Raw genomic sequence first — 20,485 nt, 5'->3', positions numbered from 1 at the left:
GATAAACCCCAAAAGCCGGAGCGAGCGGCGCCACTCGTTTCGCTAAATCGACTTTATGGGATGGCGGATCACGGTCTTGAGCTTCTCCGGCGCGCACTTGCGCGGGTCGGAGAGGTAGATCTCGTGATGCAGGCGGGCTTCGGAGAAGTCGGGGGCGTAGCCCTGTTCCGCCGCGAATGCGCGCATGGCGTCTACGGTCGCCGGCTCGCCGTCGTAAGGCCCGGTATGCATGCATTGAACGCAAAGGCCCTCGTCGACCCTCAGCAGCTCGACCGCCGAGAAGTCCAGCTTCTTCTTGGCGGCAGCTTCCGAAACGGCCCAGTCGAAGTCCTCGCGAGTGACGAAATCGGGCAGACGGATGCACGAGATGAAGTTGAAGTCGTCCTTCCGCGCATAATCAATCTCGCCATCGGCGCGGTCTTGCCACCAGAAGCCCTCGAGCGGAGGCACGACGAAGTCGAAATAGCCCTCGATTTCCCGCGGGCCCTTCTTCGACATCTTGATGGCATAGGCGACGCCGTAGAGCAGCGGCAACGCGTTCTGGTACTCGCCGCCTTCGGCATTGGGATCGCCCTTGCCCCGCACGGCAACGTAGCTCATAGGCGGAACGGTCACGACGCCCGGCTTGCCCGATGGCCTGTAGAGCTCCCTGAACTCCTTCTTGAAATCGTATGCCATCGCAACAAACCTCCCTGAGCTTGGGTTTCCGTCGATATCCGAACAAATACAGCAATGGGCGCGGCTTCGGAAGACGCCGAGCCCATTGGCAAACATTATAGCATAGAATCAAACATATGTTCTATTCCCACTCAGTAATCAAATCGCGCACTCTCATCGCCGCTCGTCCACGTGGTATATCGTCGTCTCCCCATTAACCGAAATCAGCCGCATTTCGCGTGTCCGAGTTGAACTCAAATTGAACTCAATGCCGATTTGTCGGTCGGGGGCTTCCCGACGGGAACCCGCATGCCATAAGGAGAATAAGCACCTCTGATAAGGCTGAGCTCAACAATCACCGCTGAGACCATCAGCCGAATTGCCAGCCCGATAGGTCGTCGACCTACCACGCGGATCAGAAACGAGCTTGCCCTCCTTCACCATGTCGGCAAGATAACGCCTCACCGTCCTCCCGCTCACCGCGGCAACCCGCTCGCTGACATCCGTTGCGGCAAACGAACTGGAACGTGAGAGAAGGTCATCGACCACGTTTTCGACCTCCGCACGCGTACGGTTCCCCTTGGGCCCTCCGACAGCCCCGCTTTCCCCAACGCTCGCCGTAACATCATGATCTCCCTCGTTTCCTGCCGCGCTCGCCATGACAGGCGGCACCGGTACGAACGCGGTGAACTGATCGCCGTCCTCAAGAACGGGGTCCCTCCCCGTGTAGAGCCGCGAGAACTTGTAGAGGCTCCTCGTCCCGCTCCCCAGCTCCTCGGAACGGCCCATCTGCGTGAAGAAGTTTGCGATGATAGGGTTCTTGGGAGTAGGGTCGAGACTCTCGAGCGTCACGGGACCGGCGAAGAGCGCGCGGCTCGCATTTCTCGTGCGGATGCCCTCCCCATCGATAGCGATGCGGGCGATGTGCGGGCTGACGAACTCCCGGTGGATGAGGCAGTTGCACACAAGCTCGCGGACGATGACGTCGCGGGCGCTCTTGCGCTGCCCCCCATCGAGCACGAAGGAGTCCGGCAGCCACTTCTCGCAGAAGCCGACGAGCTCGTCGTACGCTCTGACGAGGTTGCTCCTGCAGACAAGCCGGTCGTCGTAGCGATCGGCCTCGACGCGTCTGAGTACCGCGTCGGTCCGATAGAGCGGCATGACGTCGAGGATCGCATCCTCCTTCCCCAGCAACGCGACGGCGGCGAGGTTGAAGCCCCGCTCCCCCGTCAGCTGGTCGCGCCCGTAGAGACGGGCGGCGCGGAGAAGCTCGCCGTCAGAGAGGGAGAGCCACGGATGGTCGGCATCGTTCGCGCGCAGCGCATCTCGCACTGCGTCGAGAAGTCCCATCTCCAGATCGCCCTCGGTCACCCAGGGGTACACGGTCCGCTCCGAGTAGTAGCTCTGCTTGCGGGCCATCATCGAGGTGATCTGGACATCGCTTTTCACGCGCACGTCAGCGTCCGCCACGCGGTCGTACACGACCCCCTTGAACATGTAGAGGGACGGCCCCATAGGCACCCAGACCCGTATGACGAGCCTGCCCTCAGAGTCGCGCAGCCTTTCGAACTCGACCAGCGGCGACACGTTGAACAGGTTCGGGTTGCTCGTGATGTTGGATATGTTCCGCTCGATGGAGAGTACAGAGGCCTCGGGCACACCCTCAACAGTGCCGTCGTCTCGCACGCCGAGCAGCACGCTACCGCCCTGTCGGTTGGCGAACGAGCAAATGGTCTCGAACGTGTCCTTGCCCGGCTGGGAGCCGCAGCGCTTGAACTCGACGCTTATGCCCTCGCCAGCTTGGATGTATCTGTCAAGCGCGTCGCTCATGTGGTGCTCCGCTCTATTCCGGACATTATTCTGGACATTTTATCAGTATTATCCAGATTATGTCCAGAATATTGTCCGGAAGCACCTGAAGCCACCTAAAAGCGATAATATGTAGTTAGAGAGAAGTACAACGCAATCATGCGGATTATCAGGCAGATGCTGATTCAACGGCCGCAGCATGAGCGAGATGATAATGAGGGCGATGCCGCATAGGCAGCAACCATCTGCATATGACGAGAAGTAAGGAGTGATCGCGCTTGAAGATTGAGCCCTTCTATTGTGACATGCACATACACACCTACGCGGATGCCAACAAGCGTGAGGGTGCTAACTACGATGCCGACACCCTCCTATCACGTGTCCGCACTTGCGCCAAGGGACACAAGGCGATCATCGCGCTTACAGACCACAATGTCATCAACGCTGATGCGTATGAGGCTGTCTTAGGCAAAGCCGGCGACGACGTCGTCCTCATTCTTGGCGTCGAGCTACACATTAAGGCAAATGGCCCGAAGCCCTATCATGCGCACGTCTATTTTAACTCTGAGCCAACTGCTGAGAATATCGCTGCCATCAACGAACTCCTCGATAAGCTTTACCCAAACAAGCTTCCGAATAGGAATGATGCTATCCCCACTCTTCCCAACGTGCTTAACTCGCTTCAGAAATATGAGTTCTTGTTCTTGCCCCATGGCGGACAAGCCCACGGGACATTCGATCGCGCAATCGGCAAGGACGAACGATTCGATGACCTCATGATGCGAAGCATCTACTACAACACGTTCGACGGCTTCACTGCACGTTCCTGCGCTAACGTGGAAAGCACCGTGAACTATTTCCAACGCATTGGAATCGAAGAGTTCACTAACCTCCTGACCGGTTCAGACAACTACGACCCAGCTAAATACCCTGATCCAAAGAGCAACGATGCTGACCCGTTTACGCCAACTTGGGTGCTGGCAGAGCCCAGTTTCGATGGACTGCGCATGGCGCTTTCTGAAAGATCGAGGCTCTTCTACGAAGACGAACCGCCGGAGAGCTTCACCCAATCCACCCCGTCTATTGAACACATGCGTCTTGTTCGGGACAACATCGACATTGATGTTGACCTCACCCCTGGGCTGAACGTTATCATCGGTGGCTCCTCAACTGGAAAGACTTTGCTAGTCGAGGCAGTCGCACGCAAGATAGGTTTCTTGGATCCATCCGAACGGCACGGCTTCTACGACAAGTTCGACATTAACGCTATCCAGCTTGACCGGAACGACCAGAGCAAACCCTACTACATCAATCAGAGCTACATCGGAAAAGTCGTCGACAAATCCGTGGATCACGAGACCATCGACAGCATTCAGATTCTCAAAGACGTATTCCCACAAGATCAAGATGCTTCGGAAGAACTTGATGCGAACTTCGGTGCTGTACGAGATCTTGTGTCAAAGATGTTTGCGGCCGCAGAAGCCGTCCAGCAAGCAGAAGAGGCACTTAGTCGATTAGCCGCACCGTGCAACTTGATTACCGAAGACTCATTCGCAAGCAATCCTATTGCGGCGATGGAACCGTCTGCAGAGCTGCAGCAGGCCATGGCATGGAAACCTGCCGTTGAGACTAAGGCCAGCGAAGCGCTTGCCGATCTTGAGGCCATGTTCGACAGCAACCCGCTTCTCCCGTCGATTAAGGGTGAGGTGGATGCGCTTCGGTCAAAAATCAGGCTAGGCAGAGATTTAACCGACTTCGAGCAACTAATCGCTTTCTTGCTGAAGGAGCATTCGAGCACCTATGCGAGCGAAGAGAGCGCCGCCAAGCAATCTGACCTGACCAAGCGGAAAAGCTTTGCATTAGTTCTCAAAAAAATCGTCGAACTTCGCACAGGACTCGCCGACTACCGTAGTATAAAATCCAAGTTGCTTGCACAGGAATTCGAAGATGTGCCTAGGCGAGCTGAGCTGGCCGGTCATCACCTCAGCGTCGTGTACTCGTTTAAAATGTCGGAAGCTTTGCTGCTGAGTGCAATCAACGATGTTCTGAGAAACGAAAACAAGTTCGAGGCCATCGAGGATATAACAGCGGAAAAACTAGCCGCTTCTTTAGCCGGAATCGATAAGCGCCATAAAAGCATTCGCTCGCTTAATTCCATGGCTGCGGCCGTGGCATCCAACCTGGAGAAGAGCAAAAAGCGAACATTCAGCATAACCACCAAGAACGGTACCAATTGGGACGAGCTTAGCGAGGGGCGGAAAACAGCAATTTTACTTGATCTGATACTCGGATTCGATGGTAATACGGCACCGCTTATAATCGACCAGCCGGAAGATAACCTTGCCGCAGACTACATCAACGACGGCCTTGCCGCCGCGATTAAGGGCAGCAAGGCAACTAGGCAGACAATCGTAGTAACCCATAATGCCACAATACCCATGCTTGCCGACGCTCAGACGGTAGTGCTGTGTCGAAACATCGACGGCAAGCTGGTGATTCGCTCGGCACGACTTGAGGGTTTCATTGACGGCAAACGAGCGCTCGATTGGATTGTCGAGATCACTGACGGAGGCGAACCTTCCGTGCAGAAGCGCTTTAGGAAATACAACTTCAAAAGGTTCGGAGGTCGATAATGGAGCTGCAGTTACTTTTTGGGCGCGCTGAGAATGGAAGTGCGACCGCCAAAATGGCGATTGACGGCGGAATTCAAGAAGACTTTGACTATGTGAAACTTGTCAAGCTGCTGTTCGATAATCCAGAAGCCACAGTAGCGGCAGAAGTTGCAGAGTCATACAACGATGCGCAGAAGCAGCGACTGAATGAGCTGGTTGACAAAATCATGACAACTGCAAAGGGTAAAGCGGATACTGCGCAGACCTTGGCAGCAGACGATCTGGAACCTGAAGACATTCCCATTTAGGCCGCATTCGCATACGCAACACATCACTTGGTGATGTGTTGGGAAGATGCCCGTACCGATAAAGGTACGGGCATCGTTCGTTTCAGCCCGTCTCAACTGACCTGTATCGTCTTTTCGGACACGCGTTCAAGAGGAACCTATTTTCCCCTAGAATGCAGGGCAACGGACGAAAGGACGAGCCATGGCAAGCCAGCCGGCGAAATACACCGACGAGTTCAGGCGCGAGACGGCCGACTGCATCATCTCGACGGGCAGGCCCATCACCGAGTGCTGCGCCGAGCTCGGGCTGAATTCCAAGACGGTGAACAAGTGGGTGCAGGACCGCAGGCGCGAGCTTTCCGGCGGGCCCGACCCCAAGGCCGAGGACCGCGAGCTGCGCGAGGCCAGGAGGCGCATACGCGAGCTCGAGATGGAGAGCGCCTTCCCGAAAAAAGCCGCGGCCCTCTTCGCCAGAGAGCAGGGGCAGCCGCGCGCTACCGGCTGATGCTGGCGGAGAAGGCCGAATACCCAATCACGCCCATGGCGGGGATCCTTTGCGTGAGCAGGTCGGGCTTCTGCTCGTGGCTCTCCAACGGCTGCCCCGAAGACGACCGGTCGGCCGAGCGCGAGGCCGTGGGGCGCGTCTGGCTGGAGTCGGACCGCAGGTTCGGCGCGAGGTTCGCGGAGTGCTCCCTGCCCGCCGAGTTCTCCGGATTGACCCCGTATCGGGTGCGCAGGCTGATGCGCGGGCTGGGCATACGCGGCCGCACGCCAAACCGGCGCAAGCGCACCGCGATTCCCGACCCCAAGGCCGAGCCCAGGCCCGACCTGGCGCGCCGCGACTTCACGAGCCCGGTCCCCACCTACAAGCTCGTGGGCGACATCACCTACCTGCGCGCCGGCGAGGGCCGGCTGCACCTGGCGACCGCGATCGACCTGAACACGCGCATGGTGGTCGGGTGGTCGCTGTCGGGCCGCATGACCGCCGGCATCGCGGCGGCGGCGCCGGAATCCGCCAAATCGCGAGGATACGCGGCGGGCAACGCCATATTCCACACGGACCGCGGCGCGCAGCACGCCAGCAGGCTTCTGGCCGAATGGGCGCGCGCCAACGACGTGCGGCTTCCCTGCAGCCGCACGGGAAGCTGCCGCGACAGCGCCGTCGCCGAGTCGTTCTTCGCCACGCTGAAGAACGAGATGCACTGCCGCAGGCGATTCGCCACCGGGGCCGAGGCCGGGCACGCAGTCGTCGAGTTCATCGAGGCGTACTACAGCAGGCGGAGGCCGCGTTCCTCGATAGGCTACAGGGTGCCGGCCGAAGCCATGGCCGACTTCTTCGAGCGGACCGATCCCAAGCCCGACGCGATGCCTATGGCAGCGTGATTCCTCTCAATTCCGTGTCCGAAATCTTGACACAGGTCAAAAGTCACCGCCCTCGTCGGGCCGAGCGGCTCGGGCAAGTCGACCTGCGCCCAGCTGGCGTCGAAATTCTGGGAGCCGGACGGCGGCAGGATCCTCTGCTCGGGCAAGGACATCGCCGGGTTCTCCGAGGAATCGTGGCTCGCGCACGTCTCCATAGTCTTCCAGGACGTGATCCTTTTCGACGACACGGTCGCGAACAACATCCGGATCGGTCGCGAGGGAGCTTCTGACGAAGAGGTGGCCGAGGCTGCAAGGACGGCGCACTGCCTGAAGTTCATCGAGAGGCTTCCCCAGGGGTTCGACACGATGCTGGGCGAGAACGGCGCCTCTCTCTCGGGCGGGGAGCGTCAGCGCCTCTCCATTGCGAGGGCCCTTCTGAAAGACGCGCCCGTGGTGCTCCTCGACGAGGCCACAGCCTCGCTCGATCCGGAGAACGAGACGCTTATCCAGAAGGCGGTCGGAGCCCTCTGCGCAGGCAAAACGGTGATCGTCATCGCCCATCGCCTGAGGACCATCGCTCATGCGGACAAGATCGTCGTCCTCGACGACGGGCTCGTCGTCGAGGAGGGTGCCCACGACGACCTCGTCTCAGCCAACGGCCTCTACCGGCGTCTTTGGGATCTTCAGCTGCAGAGCAGCAGCTGGGGTGCGAACGGGCGAATGGAAGCTGAAGGTGCGCAGTGATGCCCTACGAGTCTTTCGGGCTCTGATTCAGAAAGGGTCGTGCGTTCGCGCTGGGCGGGGAAGGGCCGCCGGCTCCAGGGCCGATGCGGTTACACGCCGCCGGGCCTTACCCCGCTCTCGCGCCTCCACTCTCTCGGCGGCACCCCGTAGGCTTTCTTGAACGCCGCGGCGAACTTGCTCGGGTTCGCGTAGCCCACGAACGCTGCTGCTTCCGTCACCTTCGCGCCTTGTGTGAGCTGCGTTGCGGCTTCTTCCATTCGGCGTCGTCGGAGGTAGGCCGCGATCGTGCTGCCATATGCGCGGGCGAAGTACTCGTTGAGCGACGCTGCGCTTACGCCGAAGGCGGCGGCCATGGTTCGGGCGTCGTGACGTGCGCCGAGCGCACGCTCCATCTCGTCGCGCGCGGCTGCTGCCATCCCCATCTGCGCGCGCGTGAGCAGGAAGCGGGGCTTTGCCGTAGAGAGGTCGCGCCGTTGGAGGCCGAGCAGCAGCCCGAGGATCTCGTATTTCGCCAGCGCGTCGTCGTTCGCGTCGAGAAGCGCTGCCAGGTGCTCCATGCGTCCGTTAAGCTCGGTGTCGTTCGCGATGACGGCTGCCGGCCCCGCTTCGCGAGCGATGCGTTGGACGGCGTTCTCGCCTTTGCCGAGCAGGGAGAACGCCGGCTCCTCGGCAACTCGCTCGTTCACGAACAGCTCGACGCCGCGGTAGCGCCCCGACGGGTACCTGAACTCTGCCGGCCGCTTTCGGGAATAGCTTGCGCACAGATCCCCGGCGGCAACTACTCCCAGTCCGCCGTCGGGGATGTCGACTTCGCAACGGCCCTCCCAGCACAGGTTTACCGTCAGCCACACCCCGTTGGAGAACGAGGGCAGCTGGAGGGGCGGGTTGGAAGGGATGTTTGGGCACCTCGTGCAGGTAAAGTCGACGAGGGCGGCGAACAAACCGCTCGACAGAGCGCGACCCCGCATGGAGCCGCTTCCGATAGGGCTCGAAATCCGCAGTTCGAAGAAGCCTTCGGCATCCTGGAACAGTTCGACTCCCGGGGCGACCCTCGCCTTCAGGGGTTGTCCGCCGGTCTCTTTATCGGAGCATGCGCCGCCCACGGTACCGCCCTCCTTCCGACATGCGTCTTTGCCGTGGGCAACGACGCTTCTACCTCTGATAGTTAATTATAGCTAACATCGCTGAGATATGGAGCTGTCTGCAAAGCATGGAGTTGAGGAGGTTTCTTCTTCAACCCTAAGCTTTCTCCAGGTGCGGGCACGACGTCCGCCTTGGAAAGGAGCTGATCGATGAAACTGCATGATGTGAAAGAGGGAGCGGCTGCGCGCGTTTTGGCAGTGTCGGGGGGTGCGCGGTTCGTCTCGCGGATCACCTCGGTCGGGCTCACCGAAGGGTGCCGCATAGAAGTTCTCCAGAACGTCCGAAAGCGTCCCGTGCTGGTATACGTCCGCGACAGCGCCGTGGCGATCGACAGGGGGGACTGTGAGCTGATCGATGTGGAGGTGGTCTCGTGAGCTGCGAGATGTGCGCGGCCGCTTGCCCTGCGGCCAAGGGGACAAGAACGTCGGGAGGGCAGGGCGCCGGTGTTGCGGTTGCTCTTCTCGGCCAGCCAAATTCCGGGAAGTCTACCCTGTTCAACGGCCTTACGGGTGCAAAGCAGCATGTGGGCAACTGGCCGGGCAAGACTGTCGAGAGGAAAGAGGGGTCGTTCAGGATTGGCGATACGCAGTGCCGTGTGGTCGACCTCCCCGGAGCCTACGGCCTTTCCGCCAACTCGCCCGAGGAGGAGGTGACGCGTGACTACCTCGAGTCCGGCGATGCGGACGTTGTGGTCGTGATGGCCGACGCCTCCCAGCTCGAGCGCAGCCTCTACATGCTCGCCGAGTTCGCTGCCGCGCACCCGGAGCAGCCCTCTCTCCTTGCTTTGAATCTCATGGATGTTGCGGAGGGCCAAGGCAAGCGCATCGATTCGGCGCTTATCGAGCAGCGGCTCGGGATTCCCGTCGTGCCGCTCGTGGCGTCACGTCCGGAAGGGTACGGGAATCTGCTTTGCGCCATCGAGCGGACGGCGCGCGAGCGCCCATCCATTGACGACGGCCGCCTGCGTCGGGAGCTGGCGTCCGTTCCGGCGACGGCGCAGGGTGCGGGGAAGGCGCGGTTCGCCTGGATCGAATGGCTCCTCGACGGGGCGGTGTCCGCTCCCGAGAAAGCGCACGCGCTGTCGCGTTTCGACCGGCTCGCCACGGGCTCTCGCTGGTCCAAGCCCATCACCGTCGCTATGATTCTCGCGGGGTTCCTTCTCGCGTTCGTTCCCGCCATACCCATCATGATGCTCGGCGGCGCCATCTCCTCGCTCGGGCAGGTCGCTGCCGGGGCGCTCGCGCAAGTGGGCGCGCCTGACGTTGTGGGCAGTTTCCTCGCGGGCGTGGTGTTCAACAGCTTGTGCTTCGGCACGATGATGGTGGGCTACGTATTCGGCATCAACCTTGTGTTCGGCCTCTACGAGGAGGCGGGCTACATGGCGCGCATCGGCTACGTATTCGACCACACCATGGCGCGCTTCGGGCTGCAGGGGAAGTCGCTCATGCCGTTTCTTATGTGCCTGGGCTGCACGATGGGCGGCGTGTCGGGCTCGCGCGTCATCGACTCGTGGGGACAGCGCATGCTCACCGTCATGATGGCTTGGGCCATCCCGTGCGGCTCCACGTGGGGCGTGGTGCCGGTGCTGGCCGTCGCGTTCTTCGGCGTAGTTGGCGCGCCGCTCGTGATCGTGGGGATATTCGCCATGATGCTTGTCATCATGGGCATCGTCGGCAAGGTGTTCGGGCCGCGCCTGGTGGCGGATGGAGAGCGCTCGGGCTTGGTTATGGAGCTTCCGCCCTACCACCGCCCCCATCTGAAGGGCGTCGTGCGCGGCGCCTTGCTCAAGAGCCGCCAGATGTTCGTTCGTGCCATTCGCGTGGTCGCCATCTTCGCGTTCGTCATCTGGGCGCTCACCTACACTTCGACCGGCGGCGTTGAAGGGTCTGCGCTCTACGCGCTGGGCACCGCTATCGAGCCGGTGACGAGGCTGTTCGGCATGGGGTGGCAGACGTTCACGGCGTGGCTCTGCGCGCTCGTCCTCAAGGAATCCGCCCTCGGCGTGCTCTCGGGTCTTTTTACGGGCGCGGCGACGCCGAACGCCGTCCTCGTCGGCGTGATGACGGGCGGCGCGGCCGCGGCGTCCAACATCGGCGAGGTCATGGCTCAGGTGATTTCCGCTCCCGAGGCCCTCGCTTTCATCTTCGCGTTCACGTTCAATATGCCGTGTGCGGCAAGCGTCTCTGCCACCTGGGCTGAGGTTCACTCGACGAAATGGACCGTCATAACGGCGGTATTCTACATAGCATCCTCGCTTCTGCTCGGATGCGCGGTCTACCACGTGAGCGCCTTATTTTTCTAGCAGAATCTTTTCGGCTTGAAAACCAAGCCGAAAAAGGGCGGTGCTGATGCAATGAGGCGCGAAAACGGCAGTGCGACCGAATCCTCCGAGGACTATCTCGAGGTGATCCTCGTCATCCGGCAGGAAAGCGGGCGATGCCGCAACGTCGACATCGCGGAGCGCATGGGCGTCACCAAACCGAGCGTCACCAAGGCGCTGGCGAGGCTTTCCGCCCAATCGCTCGTGAAGGTGGTCGGCCGCGACGTGCGGCTCACGCAGAAGGGGCTGTGCGTCGCCCGCGCGACCCTCGACAAGCACGAGTTCTTCAAGCGGCTGCTCTGCGACGCCGGCGTCGATGCGCGCCTGGCGGCCAGGGAGGCGTGCCGAATGGAGCACTGCCTGTCGGAGGATTCCTTCCAGCGTCTCGCGGCATATCTTGGGAACCGGCGGAATGAGGGCGACAGCAGATAAACAGCGGGTGGCTTGCGAATCGGGCTGGAGACCTTAGCATAAGCGCGAGCCTCGGCCCCGCCCTCTTGACAGCCCTCGCCGAGCGAGCGAGGGAGGAGCATCGAGCGGCGGCGATGGCAACGGGCCTCGCGCCATCGCCGCCGAATACCGCGACGCTAAGATGCAGCGTCTGCCGCTCCGGAAGGAGCAGACGCATGGCAGTCGAATCAGCGGGATGCCCGTACGTCAAGATCCCTGTGCCAATCCAGGACACCTACTCGGTAGCAGAGATAGCGATACTCCTGCGCGTGAGCAGGAACGCGGTCTACGAATGGAGCCTCCTCGAGGACGACCCCCTGCCGCTGAAAAGGATGATGGGTAGGAAGAGGGGCCGCTTCGCGTTCAGGGACGAGCTGCTCGAGTGGAGCAAACGGCACGCGACGTGATTGAAGTCAGACAGAACCTTTCAGGACGCCCCACTTCGATTCGAGTAGGGATAGTTCCCGCCCAAATTAACTAGGCGGTTCATCGAGGCTCCTCCGCCTATCAAGCCAAGGCCGCTTCTACCGAGATATCATGAGCGTAAGAGTTGACATTGACTAACTTTGGTGGCACAATCCCCCAGAATGAAAGATGTCTTAGTTACTTTTGAAGGGAGGTGATCGCAGTGAGCAATGGCAACTACCAGGAGACGCACGAGCGCATCTTGAAAAGCGGTCTTGCGGCGTTTTTGGAAGAGGGGTTCGAGAAGGCGAACCTACGCAGAATATGCAAAGCAGCAGGTGTGACCACTGGAGCATTCTACAAGCACTTCGAGGACAAAGAAGCGCTCTTCACCGAGCTGGTCGAGCCACTGGCAAGCATGATTCGCGAAGCTTACGCTCAGGGTGAGGAGCGAGGCTTCGCCGGATACGACGAAGGGAGGCCTGTGACCCCGGAGCAGGTGCGCTTCGCGCTCGAGACCAAAGCGGAGGGGACACTCGCGACCACGACGATGCTGTACTCCCATCGTGACATCTACGAGCTCCTTGTGTTCCGTTCCTACGGCACTCCTTACGAGCATTTCCTGGATTGGCTTGTCGACGAGGAGGACAGAACGACCCTCCGTGCGCTTGAGTTGATCCACGGCGCGGAGAGAGCTCAAACCGTTATTTCAAAAGAGTCTCTCCATATCGTCAATCACGCGTTCTACATTGCCCTTTCCGAAAACATCGTTCACGCGAAGAACGTCGAGGAACTCCAGGCGACAACCGAAGTTATTTCAACGTTCTTCAATTCCGGTTGGGAGAAGTATCGCACTCCCTGACAGCTTTTCTTTTTTTGCCGTCAAAGATAACTAAGTCATTATTAACGGAGATTCATAATTGAGGTGTTGCCCATGGCAGAGACAAACGAACAAGACCGGCAACGGGACGAAGCGGGTCGAAAGGCAATTAGGCGCCTGTCTGGTCCCGTCAAGGGACGTGTCATACTGGCGCAGGCGTTCACGGTGCTCTCGGCGCTTTTATCCTTTGCCCCGTATTTGGCTTTGGTATGGCTGGGGGACCTATTCCTTGCAGAGGAAGGCCCACTCGCGCAGGCCGATGCGTCCAAAGTGCACGAAATTGCGCTCCTTCTCGTTATGGCATTTCTCTCGCAGCTGTTCTTTCGCGCTCTTGCGCTCATCATCACGCATTTTGCCGACATGAAACTGCGCTACGTCATTCGCAAGGGTATCGTTGAGCGGCTGGGCCGCGCGCCTCTTGCTTGGTTCAGCGCCACGGAATCCGGCAAGGTCAGAAGCGCTGTGCAGGATGACACGAAGACGGTCCACACCGTCATCGCACACGGACCGGTCGACCGTCTTAACGGCGTTTTGCAGCCGATGGTTCTTCTGGCTTTCATGTTCTGGATCAATTGGCGCTTGGCGCTCATCGGCATCGCCACAATCCCCTTCTATTTCCTGCTGCAGGCGCTCTCCATGAAGGATATGGGACCGAAAACTGCCGAGATGAATGGTCATCTTGCACAAGTCTCCTCGACGATGGTCGAGCTCGTGTCCGGCATCAAGGTGGTCAAAGCATTCGGGAAAACAGGAGAGGCACATCGGAATTACGCGGACGCCGCATCGGCATTCTCCCAGTCGTACTGGGGCTGGTGCGCCCCGCTCATTGGACTTTGCTCGATTGCCGGCGAGCTCATCTCCTCCCCCTTACTTCTGCTGATCAACCTCTGCGGCGGGGCGATCGTCATGGGGGCAGGGCTGGCCAGCCTCCCCCAGGTTCTCGCGTGCGCGCTGATAGCCATCGTGCTGCCGACCGCCATCAGCGCTGTCGCCAACAGCACGTGGTCGTACCAGATGGCCGGCGCTGCCGCAGTCAGGCTGTGCGAGATTCTGGACACGCCGTCGATTCCCGAGTCGGAAACCCCAAAGAAGCCCGACGGGGTCGTCGTTGAGGTGAACGACGTATCGTACTCCTACGGCGATACCCAGGCCTTGCGCGGTGTCAGTCTTGTCCTTAATCCCGGTACCACGACGGCGCTCATCGGCCCGTCAGGCTCGGGAAAATCGACCCTAGCCACGCTCATCGCACGCTTCGACGACCCGGAAAGCGGCTCCATCCGTCTCGGCGGTGTCGATCTGAGGGACATCTCCTCCCGCGACCTCTATAACATGGTTTCGTTCGTGCTCCAGGACCCGATGCTAATCAACGCCTCCATCGGAAGGAACATTTCTTTAGCCAAGCCTGAGGCTTCCCTGGAGGAGATTCGGGAGGCTGCCCGTACGGCGCAGATCGACGATTTCATCATGTCGCTGCCCAAGGGATACGACAGCGTTTTGGGAACCGACTGCTCGCTCTCCGGCGGTGAGAGTCAGCGCGTGAGTATAGCGCGTGCCCTTTTAGCCGATACGCCGATCCTCATCATGGATGAGGCCACCGCTTTTGCCGACCCAGATTCGGAGCTCGAGATCCAGAAAGCGCTAAGCGCCTTGGTCGAGGGCCGAACCGTTCTGGCCATCGCCCACCGGCTCAACGCTGTTCTAGGTGCCGATCAAATTGCCGTGTTGGAAGAAGGCAAGATTGTTGCCCTTGGAACGCATGCGGAGATTCAGGACAACGAGCATTACCAGGCGCTTCTCAAGCAGGGAGGCCTCTGCGGCAGTGAAGAAGAGGGCGATGCAGATGAGTAATTCCAAACGCTTCTTACCGAGACTTCGTCGTTATATGGACGAGAGCGATAAGCGCCAGCACCGTCTGGGAACTTCGCTCTACGCCCTTTCCGGCGTGATGTGCGGCATCGGTCTCGCCATCATGATGCCGGCGACCATGGCTCTCCAGTCCAGCGAACCCCAATGGGGCTTGACGTTTTGGGGCTGGGCAGTCGCGCTTGCGGCGGTGACAGTCGTCGGCTCGACAGCCTCGTTCTTCGGTACCAAGCTCAGCTATGCAGCAGGGTTAGGCTTCATGCGCAATATGCAGGTGGTCATCGGGAACAAGGTGTCGCGTTTGCCGCTTGGCTGGTTTAAGGCGGATAGTGCCGGAAGGCTTTCGCGCATGGTTACGCAGGAAATGATCTCGACCGGACAGGCCGCTGCTCTTTATGTTGGCCAGCTTATAAAAAACGCTGCCACCACAATCGTATTCTGTGCTGCCGTGTGGCTTTGGAGCTGGCAAATTGGAATCATGCTGACGCTTTCCATCCCAATCCTTTTCCTTCTTCTGCGCGTTTCGCAGGCATGCGTCGGAAAAGGGAACGGGTTGGAGGATTCTGCCGAGCAGGTCATCGCTGCGAGGATAGTCGAGTTCGCACGATGCCAGGGAGCCCTGCGCGCCTGCCGTGCGGGCGCCGACTATGAGGAGCTCGAGAGCAGTTTCGTAGAAGGTAGAAAGCGGTCAGTCCGCGGCCTGTGGTGGAGTGCCCTCGGCGAAATTCTTTCCGGAGCAAGCGTGCAGATGCTCGTTGTGAGCATGATCATCGCGGTGAGCTACTTGGGTGCAAGCGGAAGCATCGGGGCGCTTGAAACGGTGGTAATGATCGGCGTCGCATTAAGGTTCACCACGCTCCTCAACGAGATTGCCTCAGCCCTATTCGGAATGGAAGACCGTCGGGCAATGCTCGACGGCATGGACGAGGTCGTCGAAGCAGCCGAGCTGCCGGTTGTAGGCGAGTCGAGAGCCCGCCCGACCGACGCAAGCGTCCGAATGGGAGAGGTTCGCTTTTCTTACATGAAGGAGAAGCCAATCCTTCGTGGAGTCGACCTCGACGTTCCGGAAGGCAGCATGGTCGCCATTGTGGGCCCGTCTGGTTGCGGCAAGACAACTATGCTCAAGCTAATCGCGCGTTTTTACGACGTAGACGATGGAGCGGTCAGGATCGGCGGCGTAGACGTCCGCGATATGACGACAGAGGATCTTTTCGCTCGGGTGTCTTTCGTTTTCCAGGACGTCTATCTCTTTAACGACACGCTGAGAAACAACGTCCTTATGGCGAACCCGGATGCTTCGGAGGAGCAGCTTCGCGCGGTCGCTGACCTTGCCGGGGTGACGGAGGTCGTCGAGCGCCTTCCTGAGGGCTGGGAGACGCTATGCGGCGAAGGAGGTCGCTCGCTTTCCGGCGGCGAGCGGCAGCGCGTTTCCATTGCTCGAGCGCTTCTCAAGCAAGCCCCCATCGTGCTTCTGGACGAGGCGACGTCGGCTCTCGATGCGGAAAACGAGAAGAACGTCGTTCGCTCAATAGAGACGCTCAAACGGCGCTCCACGCTCATCGTGGTCGCGCACAAGCTCGAAACCGTGCGCATGGCGGACAAGATCGTGGTCATGGACAGCTCGGGCAAGGTTGCGGAGACAGGGACGCACGACGAGCTGATCGCCCTCGAAGGAGAATACAAAGACTTCTGGGACAAGCGCAACGCGAGCTCCCAGTGGCAATTGGCCTAGCAAACAGAGCAAAAGGAGGCTCACATGAAGCTGAAGGACATCGCGACAATAGCGGTACTGGGAGTGATCGGGTTTGCTCTCGGGATGGGCGTCGGCATGATAACCGGTATGTTCGGCGCGCTTTCCATGTACGTCTCGGCGGGATTCGCGGCCTTCTTCGTCGGTCCTGTCTACGTCATCATGGCGCGCAAGGTGCAAAAACGGGGGACGGCCTTCTGCTTCTGGCTGATCTACGGCGTGCTCTACGCGCTCATGGGTTTCGCCGTCGCGACGCCTCTGTGCCTGATCGCGGGCATCCTCGCAGAGATCATCGCCGGCGACTACGGAAGCAAGAAGAGGGTGTGGCTGTCGTTTTCGGCATCGATGTTCATCTACTCGATGCATATGATCGTGTTCGTGCTCGTTCTGGGATCCGATGGTCTGGCGACTTTCGTCGAGAGCATCTCGCTTGAACAGGCGCAGCAGATGGTGGCGATGTACACGGTCGATATGATGGTCGCCTGCGTGCTGATCAATATTGTGACCGAGCTTCTGGCCGGGCGTTTCGGAGTGTTCATCAACGACAAGTTCTTCGAAAAGGGCACGAAGGAAAGCAGGCTGGGTTGATGGGGCAAACGGGTCTGCTCGACGGCGCACGCGAGGGGCGTCTGCACCCGCTGACGCTCTTCGCGCTGACGCTTCTGGCGCTCATCCAGGCGTTTCTCGCCAATCAGCTGGTATTTGTCCTCGTGCTAGCGCTGTCGTTTCTCGTCCTTTTGGACGTCTCGCCGGCGTCCTTCTTGAGGCAACTTGCGCTCTTTGCGGTGGCGTGCGGGGTCGTGCAGCTGATTCTGCATGTCGACATCGGCTATGTCACGAGCATCTTCCTGGGCGTAGCGGTTTTGGTGGTGAGGGTCTTCCCCGTCGTCAACATCGGTTGCGCCCTCATGATGACGAGCTCCTCGAAGCTTCTGGCGGGCATGCGCAAGCTGCACGTTCCGAACAGAGCCGCGGTCGGCGCAGTCATAGGGTTGCGCTTCCTCGACGAGATGGGCGGACGCGTGAAGGAGATAAAGCGCGGGATGCGGGTTCGCGGGATGCGCCCGAGCCCGCTTCGTCCTGTGCATGCCTTCGAGCTCTACTTCGTGCCCCTGGTGTACAAGTGCCTGCACGTGAGCGAGACGCTCGTCTCCTCCGTGATTTCGAAAGGAATCGAAGCGGATTGCGAAAAGACGAGTTACCGAAGTCTCTCTTTCGGTCTGCTTGACGGTGCCGCCTTGGGCGCCGGAGTCGCTCTTTTGGGGGTCGCGGTATGGGTGTGATTGACATCGACATTCGGTCTTTCTCGTACAAGGGAGAAGATCTCGCGGCGTTGAAGAACGTGCGGTTTTCAGTGGAGCGCGGCGAGCTCGTCGTGCTCACTGGCAACTCCGGATGCGGGAAGACCACTCTCATGCGGGTTATGAACGGTCTGATTCCCGATCAGTACGAAGGCGAGCTTGACGGGCGGGTCGAGCTTCTCGGGAAAAGTCTGAGAGAGTTTTCCTCCGGCGAGCTTGCCCGTACGATTGGCAATGTGTTCCAGAACCCGACCGACCAGTTCTTCACCCGTAAGGCGGCCGACGAGGTGGCCCTCGTCGGCGAGAATCTGGGCATGCCTCGCGAGGAGCTGATCAGAAGGGTCGAGTCGGCTTTCGAGAGCATGAAGATCGCATATCTGGCGGGCAAGGACCTCATCGGCCTCTCGGGAGGCGAGAAGCAGCGCGTCGCCATAGCCTCGACGCTCGTCTACGACACCCAGGTGATTCTCCTCGACGAGCCGTCCGCCAGCCTCGACCACGAAGGGATTGAGGACTTTCGCCGAATCCTCGCCGATTTGAAGGCTCTCGGCAAGACCGTTGTCATCGCCGAGCACAGGCTTTACTTTCTGGCGGATCTCTACGACAGGCTTTACGTCATGGCGGGCGGGCCAATCGTCGATGCGTTCGCAGCGGGTCGGCTTCGTGCTGAGGATTGCGCGCGCTATGGGCTTCGTGCACTTGATTTGCGCGGCTTAAATCCGGAAAACTATCGCCAACTCGGGGCGGAGGTCGCTTCAATGAAGGGTGTGTCGGTCTCCGCAGGAGGGCAGGGCCTAATCGGGCCTTTGACGCTTTCTTTACGAGAAGGAGAGGTGATGGGCGTTCTTGGGGTGAACGGAGTCGGCAAGAGCACGCTCGCCCGGGCGATGTGCGGCCTCGCGGGCGGTCGACAGGCCTTCTCGTGGGGAGTTCGACCTCGACAGAGGCTTCGCCGATCGCACTACATGATGCAAGACGTCGATTACCAGTTGTTCTTCGACACGGTGGAAAACGAAATCCTGACCGACCAGAAAAACATCGACGACGACCGTCTCGATGAGGTGGCGCGCATCGTCAAGGCCATCGACCTATGGGACAAGAGGACCGAGCATCCGCAAAACCTATCAGGAGGCCAGAAGCAGCGTTTGGCGCTGGCTTGCGCCTTTCTGAGTAGCAAGGAGATCGTCGTTCTGGATGAGCCGACATCGGGCCTCGACTTCATGCACATGGTGAGGATTGCCGAACTCATCGAGGAGCTTGCCGAGGGTCGTCCCGTAGCTGTCATCACTCATGACCTTGAGTTTTTGTTCAAGGTCTGCACTTCGGCTCTGATGGTGGGGCGAGATGGCTGCGAAATGGTCGATCTGCGGGCGCGCGGATCCGGCGAAACCGTCCTTAGGTTTATCGGATGCAATCGTTAGCTGTTTTCATTTGACGCAGCGAGGTTCGATTTCATAGTTCTTTCCGGAGAATGGAGGAGGCGTGCCACACGGAGCGCTGTATCTCCATGGATTCTTTCGAGAAACTCTCCTCCAGTCTGGAAGAGATTCAGAAACATTTTCGGTAAAGGGGGCACTATCGTCAATCGGCAGCTCGCGTCATCTTTGCCAATGCGGAGTCGGCTCATGTGTCGGATTGTTCGCGAAGCTATGTTGCCAGCAGAGACTTGCCAAGTGAGAGGGTGATTTGGAGTGAGAGGTGATACCGATGCGAGCTGCTACCCACGGAGCAGGACGCCAACCAAGTCTTCAGAAGACTACCACGAGGCCATCCTCGTGATCCGCCGCCTGCGCGGGTCGTACCGCAACGTCAACATCGCCGAGCGCCTCGGACGCTCCAAGCCGAGCGTGACGAAGGCGCTCTCGAACCTCGCCGCGACCGGCCTCGTCCAGATGTCCGGCCACGACGTCCGCCTCACCGAGGAGGGCGAGCGTGTCGCGTCGGCAACGCTCGAGCGCCACCGCTTCTTCGAGCGGCTGCTCGTCGAGACCGCCTCGGCGGAGGCCTGACACATGGAGCACTGCCTGTCAGAGGACTCCTGCAGACGTTTCGCGGCTTATCTCGGAAGCCGACGAGACGAGGGCGATGGCGGGTAAACGGAGGGCGGCTTTCAGGCCAGACTGTGCGACTGGCTCAGTTTCAACCGACCATGTGTCTATCTGCGGAAACGAGAAGGCTCCTCGATTCTTTCGAGGAGCCTTGTGAGTTTCTATCTGATTTCGGAATCATGCGGTTTGCAGGTGCGGACGTTCTGAAATGTCGTCATCGGTCGCCATCGGAACCGCTAGAAACCGTATGAAAAACACGAACAAATGCTCTATTACTATTCCCACTCGATGGCTTTGGCTTTGGCTCTGTCGTCCCGTCATTCCAGTTGCACCCAGTTTTCGGTGACCTCTCGAGCCGAGCGCCGCCAGGTGACATCATGTCGCGTTTCTTTGGCCCCGGAGACAAAAGCTGGGATAACTTCAAACACTTTTTTCAAACTCAGGACGTTGAGTTTTTGTTTTTGTCCCAAAGGCCGCGATTGGCCGCCTTTGGAGGCTCGATGGCGCCGAAAATGCCCGTTTTGAAACTCAGCCGCCCTTTAGCTTGCAAGCCGCCAGCTGTAATCGTAAGTGAATTAACGCGGGTGGCTTTCAAGCCGTTCGCAAAACCGCAGGTCATAAGTTTCAACTATTGATCGCAAAGAGGAATCGTGCCAGGTGGCTATCTCATGAGTTCATCCGTGACCGACGTGGCAGCCAGTGCGCCGTGCGGTTTTACCCATCTTGAAGCCAAAACTGACATCGCGCGCACGATGCTATCGCCACACGATGTCAGACATTGTTCCCGACTTGACCTGATTGCTTCGCGATGAATTTCATGGCCCTAGAGGAAAAAGTCCCTCGCGCTCACGATG

17 protein-coding genes and 2 pseudogenes are annotated in these 20,485 nt (G+C 59.6%); 16 read left to right on the top strand and 3 right to left on the bottom strand.

Annotated features, from left to right (window positions below):
* Positions 1–42 precede the first annotated feature (42 nt).
* Entirely contained in the window at positions 43–678 is a 636-nt protein-coding gene (locus tag SFLMC1_RS04320) for a GyrI-like domain-containing protein (RefSeq protein WP_152073770.1), read from the bottom strand.
* A gap of 327 nt (positions 679–1,005) precedes the next feature.
* Positions 1,006–2,487, bottom strand: coding sequence for an RNA-binding domain-containing protein (locus SFLMC1_RS04315; protein ID WP_152073771.1), 1,482 nt, complete (start codon positions 2,485–2,487; stop codon positions 1,006–1,008).
* Positions 2,488–2,744: 257 nt separating this feature from the next.
* Here SFLMC1_RS04315 and SFLMC1_RS04310 point away from each other — a divergent pair, with 257 nt between their 5' ends.
* The 5 genes and pseudogenes from SFLMC1_RS04310 to SFLMC1_RS04290 form a co-directional block, all read left to right on the top strand.
* On the top strand, positions 2,745–5,099 hold the full coding sequence (locus tag SFLMC1_RS04310) for a hypothetical protein (RefSeq protein WP_152073772.1): 2,355 nt from the start codon (positions 2,745–2,747) through the stop codon (positions 5,097–5,099).
* A complete protein-coding gene (locus SFLMC1_RS04305) occupies positions 5,099–5,386 on the top strand; it encodes a hypothetical protein (RefSeq protein WP_152073773.1) in 288 nt (95 codons plus the stop codon). Before SFLMC1_RS04310 ends, SFLMC1_RS04305 begins: the two co-directional genes overlap by 1 nt.
* A 181-nt stretch (positions 5,387–5,567) precedes the next feature.
* A pseudogene (locus SFLMC1_RS04300) lies at positions 5,568–5,780 on the top strand (transposase); the annotation flags it as partial.
* Positions 5,696–6,748, top strand: coding sequence for an IS3 family transposase (locus tag SFLMC1_RS04295; protein WP_152073775.1), 1,053 nt, complete (start codon positions 5,696–5,698; stop codon positions 6,746–6,748). The pseudogene SFLMC1_RS04300 and the gene SFLMC1_RS04295, both read left to right, overlap by 85 nt.
* A gap of 45 nt (positions 6,749–6,793) precedes the next feature.
* Positions 6,794–7,471, top strand: a pseudogene (locus SFLMC1_RS04290) (ABC transporter ATP-binding protein); the annotation flags it as partial.
* Between the two features lie 89 nt (positions 7,472–7,560).
* Here the strand turns inward: SFLMC1_RS04290 and SFLMC1_RS04285 are convergent.
* On the bottom strand, positions 7,561–8,574 hold the full coding sequence (locus SFLMC1_RS04285; RefSeq protein WP_152073776.1) for a helix-turn-helix domain-containing protein: 1,014 nt from the start codon (positions 8,572–8,574) through the stop codon (positions 7,561–7,563).
* A gap of 189 nt (positions 8,575–8,763) precedes the next feature.
* On the opposite strand from SFLMC1_RS04285, the gene SFLMC1_RS04280 reads away from it, so the two are divergent.
* The 11 genes from SFLMC1_RS04280 (at position 8,764) to SFLMC1_RS04230 (ending at position 19,592) form a co-directional block, all read left to right on the top strand.
* Entirely contained in the window at positions 8,764–8,988 is a 225-nt protein-coding gene (locus SFLMC1_RS04280; protein WP_152073777.1) for a ferrous iron transport protein A, read from the top strand.
* Positions 8,985–10,916: a ferrous iron transporter B gene (locus tag SFLMC1_RS04275; RefSeq protein ID WP_152073778.1), complete on the top strand. Its 1,932-nt coding sequence runs from the start codon at positions 8,985–8,987 to the stop codon at positions 10,914–10,916. Before SFLMC1_RS04280 ends, SFLMC1_RS04275 begins: the two co-directional genes overlap by 4 nt.
* A 15-nt stretch (positions 10,917–10,931) precedes the next feature.
* Positions 10,932–11,366 carry a metal-dependent transcriptional regulator gene (locus tag SFLMC1_RS04270; protein ID WP_261981424.1) on the top strand — a complete coding sequence of 145 codons (435 nt, stop codon included), beginning with the start codon at positions 10,932–10,934 and terminating at the stop codon, positions 11,364–11,366.
* 194 nt (positions 11,367–11,560) lie between these two features.
* The gene (locus tag SFLMC1_RS04265; RefSeq protein WP_152073780.1) at positions 11,561–11,791 is read left to right on the top strand and encodes a helix-turn-helix domain-containing protein; all 231 of its coding nucleotides are present in this window, start codon (positions 11,561–11,563) and stop codon (positions 11,789–11,791) included.
* A gap of 221 nt (positions 11,792–12,012) precedes the next feature.
* On the top strand, positions 12,013–12,651 hold the full coding sequence (locus SFLMC1_RS04260; protein WP_152073781.1) for a TetR/AcrR family transcriptional regulator: 639 nt from the start codon (positions 12,013–12,015) through the stop codon (positions 12,649–12,651).
* A gap of 72 nt (positions 12,652–12,723) precedes the next feature.
* Positions 12,724–14,517 (top strand): ABC transporter ATP-binding protein, encoded by a 1,794-nt coding sequence (locus SFLMC1_RS04255; protein ID WP_152073782.1) that lies wholly within the window; start codon positions 12,724–12,726, stop codon positions 14,515–14,517.
* Positions 14,510–16,264, top strand: coding sequence for an ABC transporter ATP-binding protein (locus tag SFLMC1_RS04250; RefSeq protein ID WP_152073783.1), 1,755 nt, complete (start codon positions 14,510–14,512; stop codon positions 16,262–16,264). Before SFLMC1_RS04255 ends, SFLMC1_RS04250 begins: the two co-directional genes overlap by 8 nt.
* 24 nt (positions 16,265–16,288) lie before the next feature.
* Positions 16,289–16,870 carry an MptD family putative ECF transporter S component gene (locus tag SFLMC1_RS04245; protein ID WP_152073784.1) on the top strand — a complete coding sequence of 194 codons (582 nt, stop codon included), beginning with the start codon at positions 16,289–16,291 and terminating at the stop codon, positions 16,868–16,870.
* A complete protein-coding gene (locus SFLMC1_RS04240) occupies positions 16,870–17,565 on the top strand; it encodes an energy-coupling factor transporter transmembrane component T family protein (RefSeq protein WP_152073785.1) in 696 nt (231 codons plus the stop codon). Before SFLMC1_RS04245 ends, SFLMC1_RS04240 begins: the two co-directional genes overlap by 1 nt.
* Positions 17,556–19,004, top strand: coding sequence for an ABC transporter ATP-binding protein (locus SFLMC1_RS04235; protein WP_154063907.1), 1,449 nt, complete (start codon positions 17,556–17,558; stop codon positions 19,002–19,004). Before SFLMC1_RS04240 ends, SFLMC1_RS04235 begins: the two co-directional genes overlap by 10 nt.
* A gap of 270 nt (positions 19,005–19,274) precedes the next feature.
* Positions 19,275–19,592 carry a metal-dependent transcriptional regulator gene (locus SFLMC1_RS04230; RefSeq protein WP_222837920.1) on the top strand — a complete coding sequence of 106 codons (318 nt, stop codon included), beginning with the start codon at positions 19,275–19,277 and terminating at the stop codon, positions 19,590–19,592.
* The last annotated feature ends 893 nt before the right edge of the window (positions 19,593–20,485 follow it).

Source organism: Collinsella aerofaciens (genome assembly GCF_901212495.1).
Classification (GTDB): Bacteria; Actinomycetota; Coriobacteriia; order Coriobacteriales; family Coriobacteriaceae; genus Collinsella; species Collinsella aerofaciens_H.
This window is presented reverse-complemented; position numbering and strand designations above follow the sequence as displayed.

Excerpts from the sequence above, each read along its gene's own strand:
- SFLMC1_RS04320 (WP_152073770.1), bottom strand. The coding sequence starts at position 678 with ATGGCATACGATTTCAAGAAGGAGTTCAGGGAGCTCTACAGGCCATCG.
- SFLMC1_RS04315 (WP_152073771.1), bottom strand. The coding sequence starts at position 2,487 with ATGAGCGACGCGCTTGACAGATACATCCAAGCTGGCGAGGGCATAAGC.
- SFLMC1_RS04305 (WP_152073773.1), top strand. The coding sequence starts at position 5,099 with ATGGAGCTGCAGTTACTTTTTGGGCGCGCTGAGAATGGAAGTGCGACC.
- SFLMC1_RS04280 (WP_152073777.1), top strand. The coding sequence starts at position 8,764 with ATGAAACTGCATGATGTGAAAGAGGGAGCGGCTGCGCGCGTTTTGGCA.
- SFLMC1_RS04265 (WP_152073780.1), top strand. The coding sequence starts at position 11,561 with ATGGCAGTCGAATCAGCGGGATGCCCGTACGTCAAGATCCCTGTGCCA.
- SFLMC1_RS04255 (WP_152073782.1), top strand. The coding sequence starts at position 12,724 with ATGGCAGAGACAAACGAACAAGACCGGCAACGGGACGAAGCGGGTCGA.
- SFLMC1_RS04250 (WP_152073783.1), top strand. The coding sequence starts at position 14,510 with ATGAGTAATTCCAAACGCTTCTTACCGAGACTTCGTCGTTATATGGAC.
- SFLMC1_RS04245 (WP_152073784.1), top strand. The coding sequence starts at position 16,289 with ATGAAGCTGAAGGACATCGCGACAATAGCGGTACTGGGAGTGATCGGG.
- SFLMC1_RS04240 (WP_152073785.1), top strand. The coding sequence starts at position 16,870 with ATGGGGCAAACGGGTCTGCTCGACGGCGCACGCGAGGGGCGTCTGCAC.
- SFLMC1_RS04235 (WP_154063907.1), top strand. The coding sequence starts at position 17,556 with ATGGGTGTGATTGACATCGACATTCGGTCTTTCTCGTACAAGGGAGAA.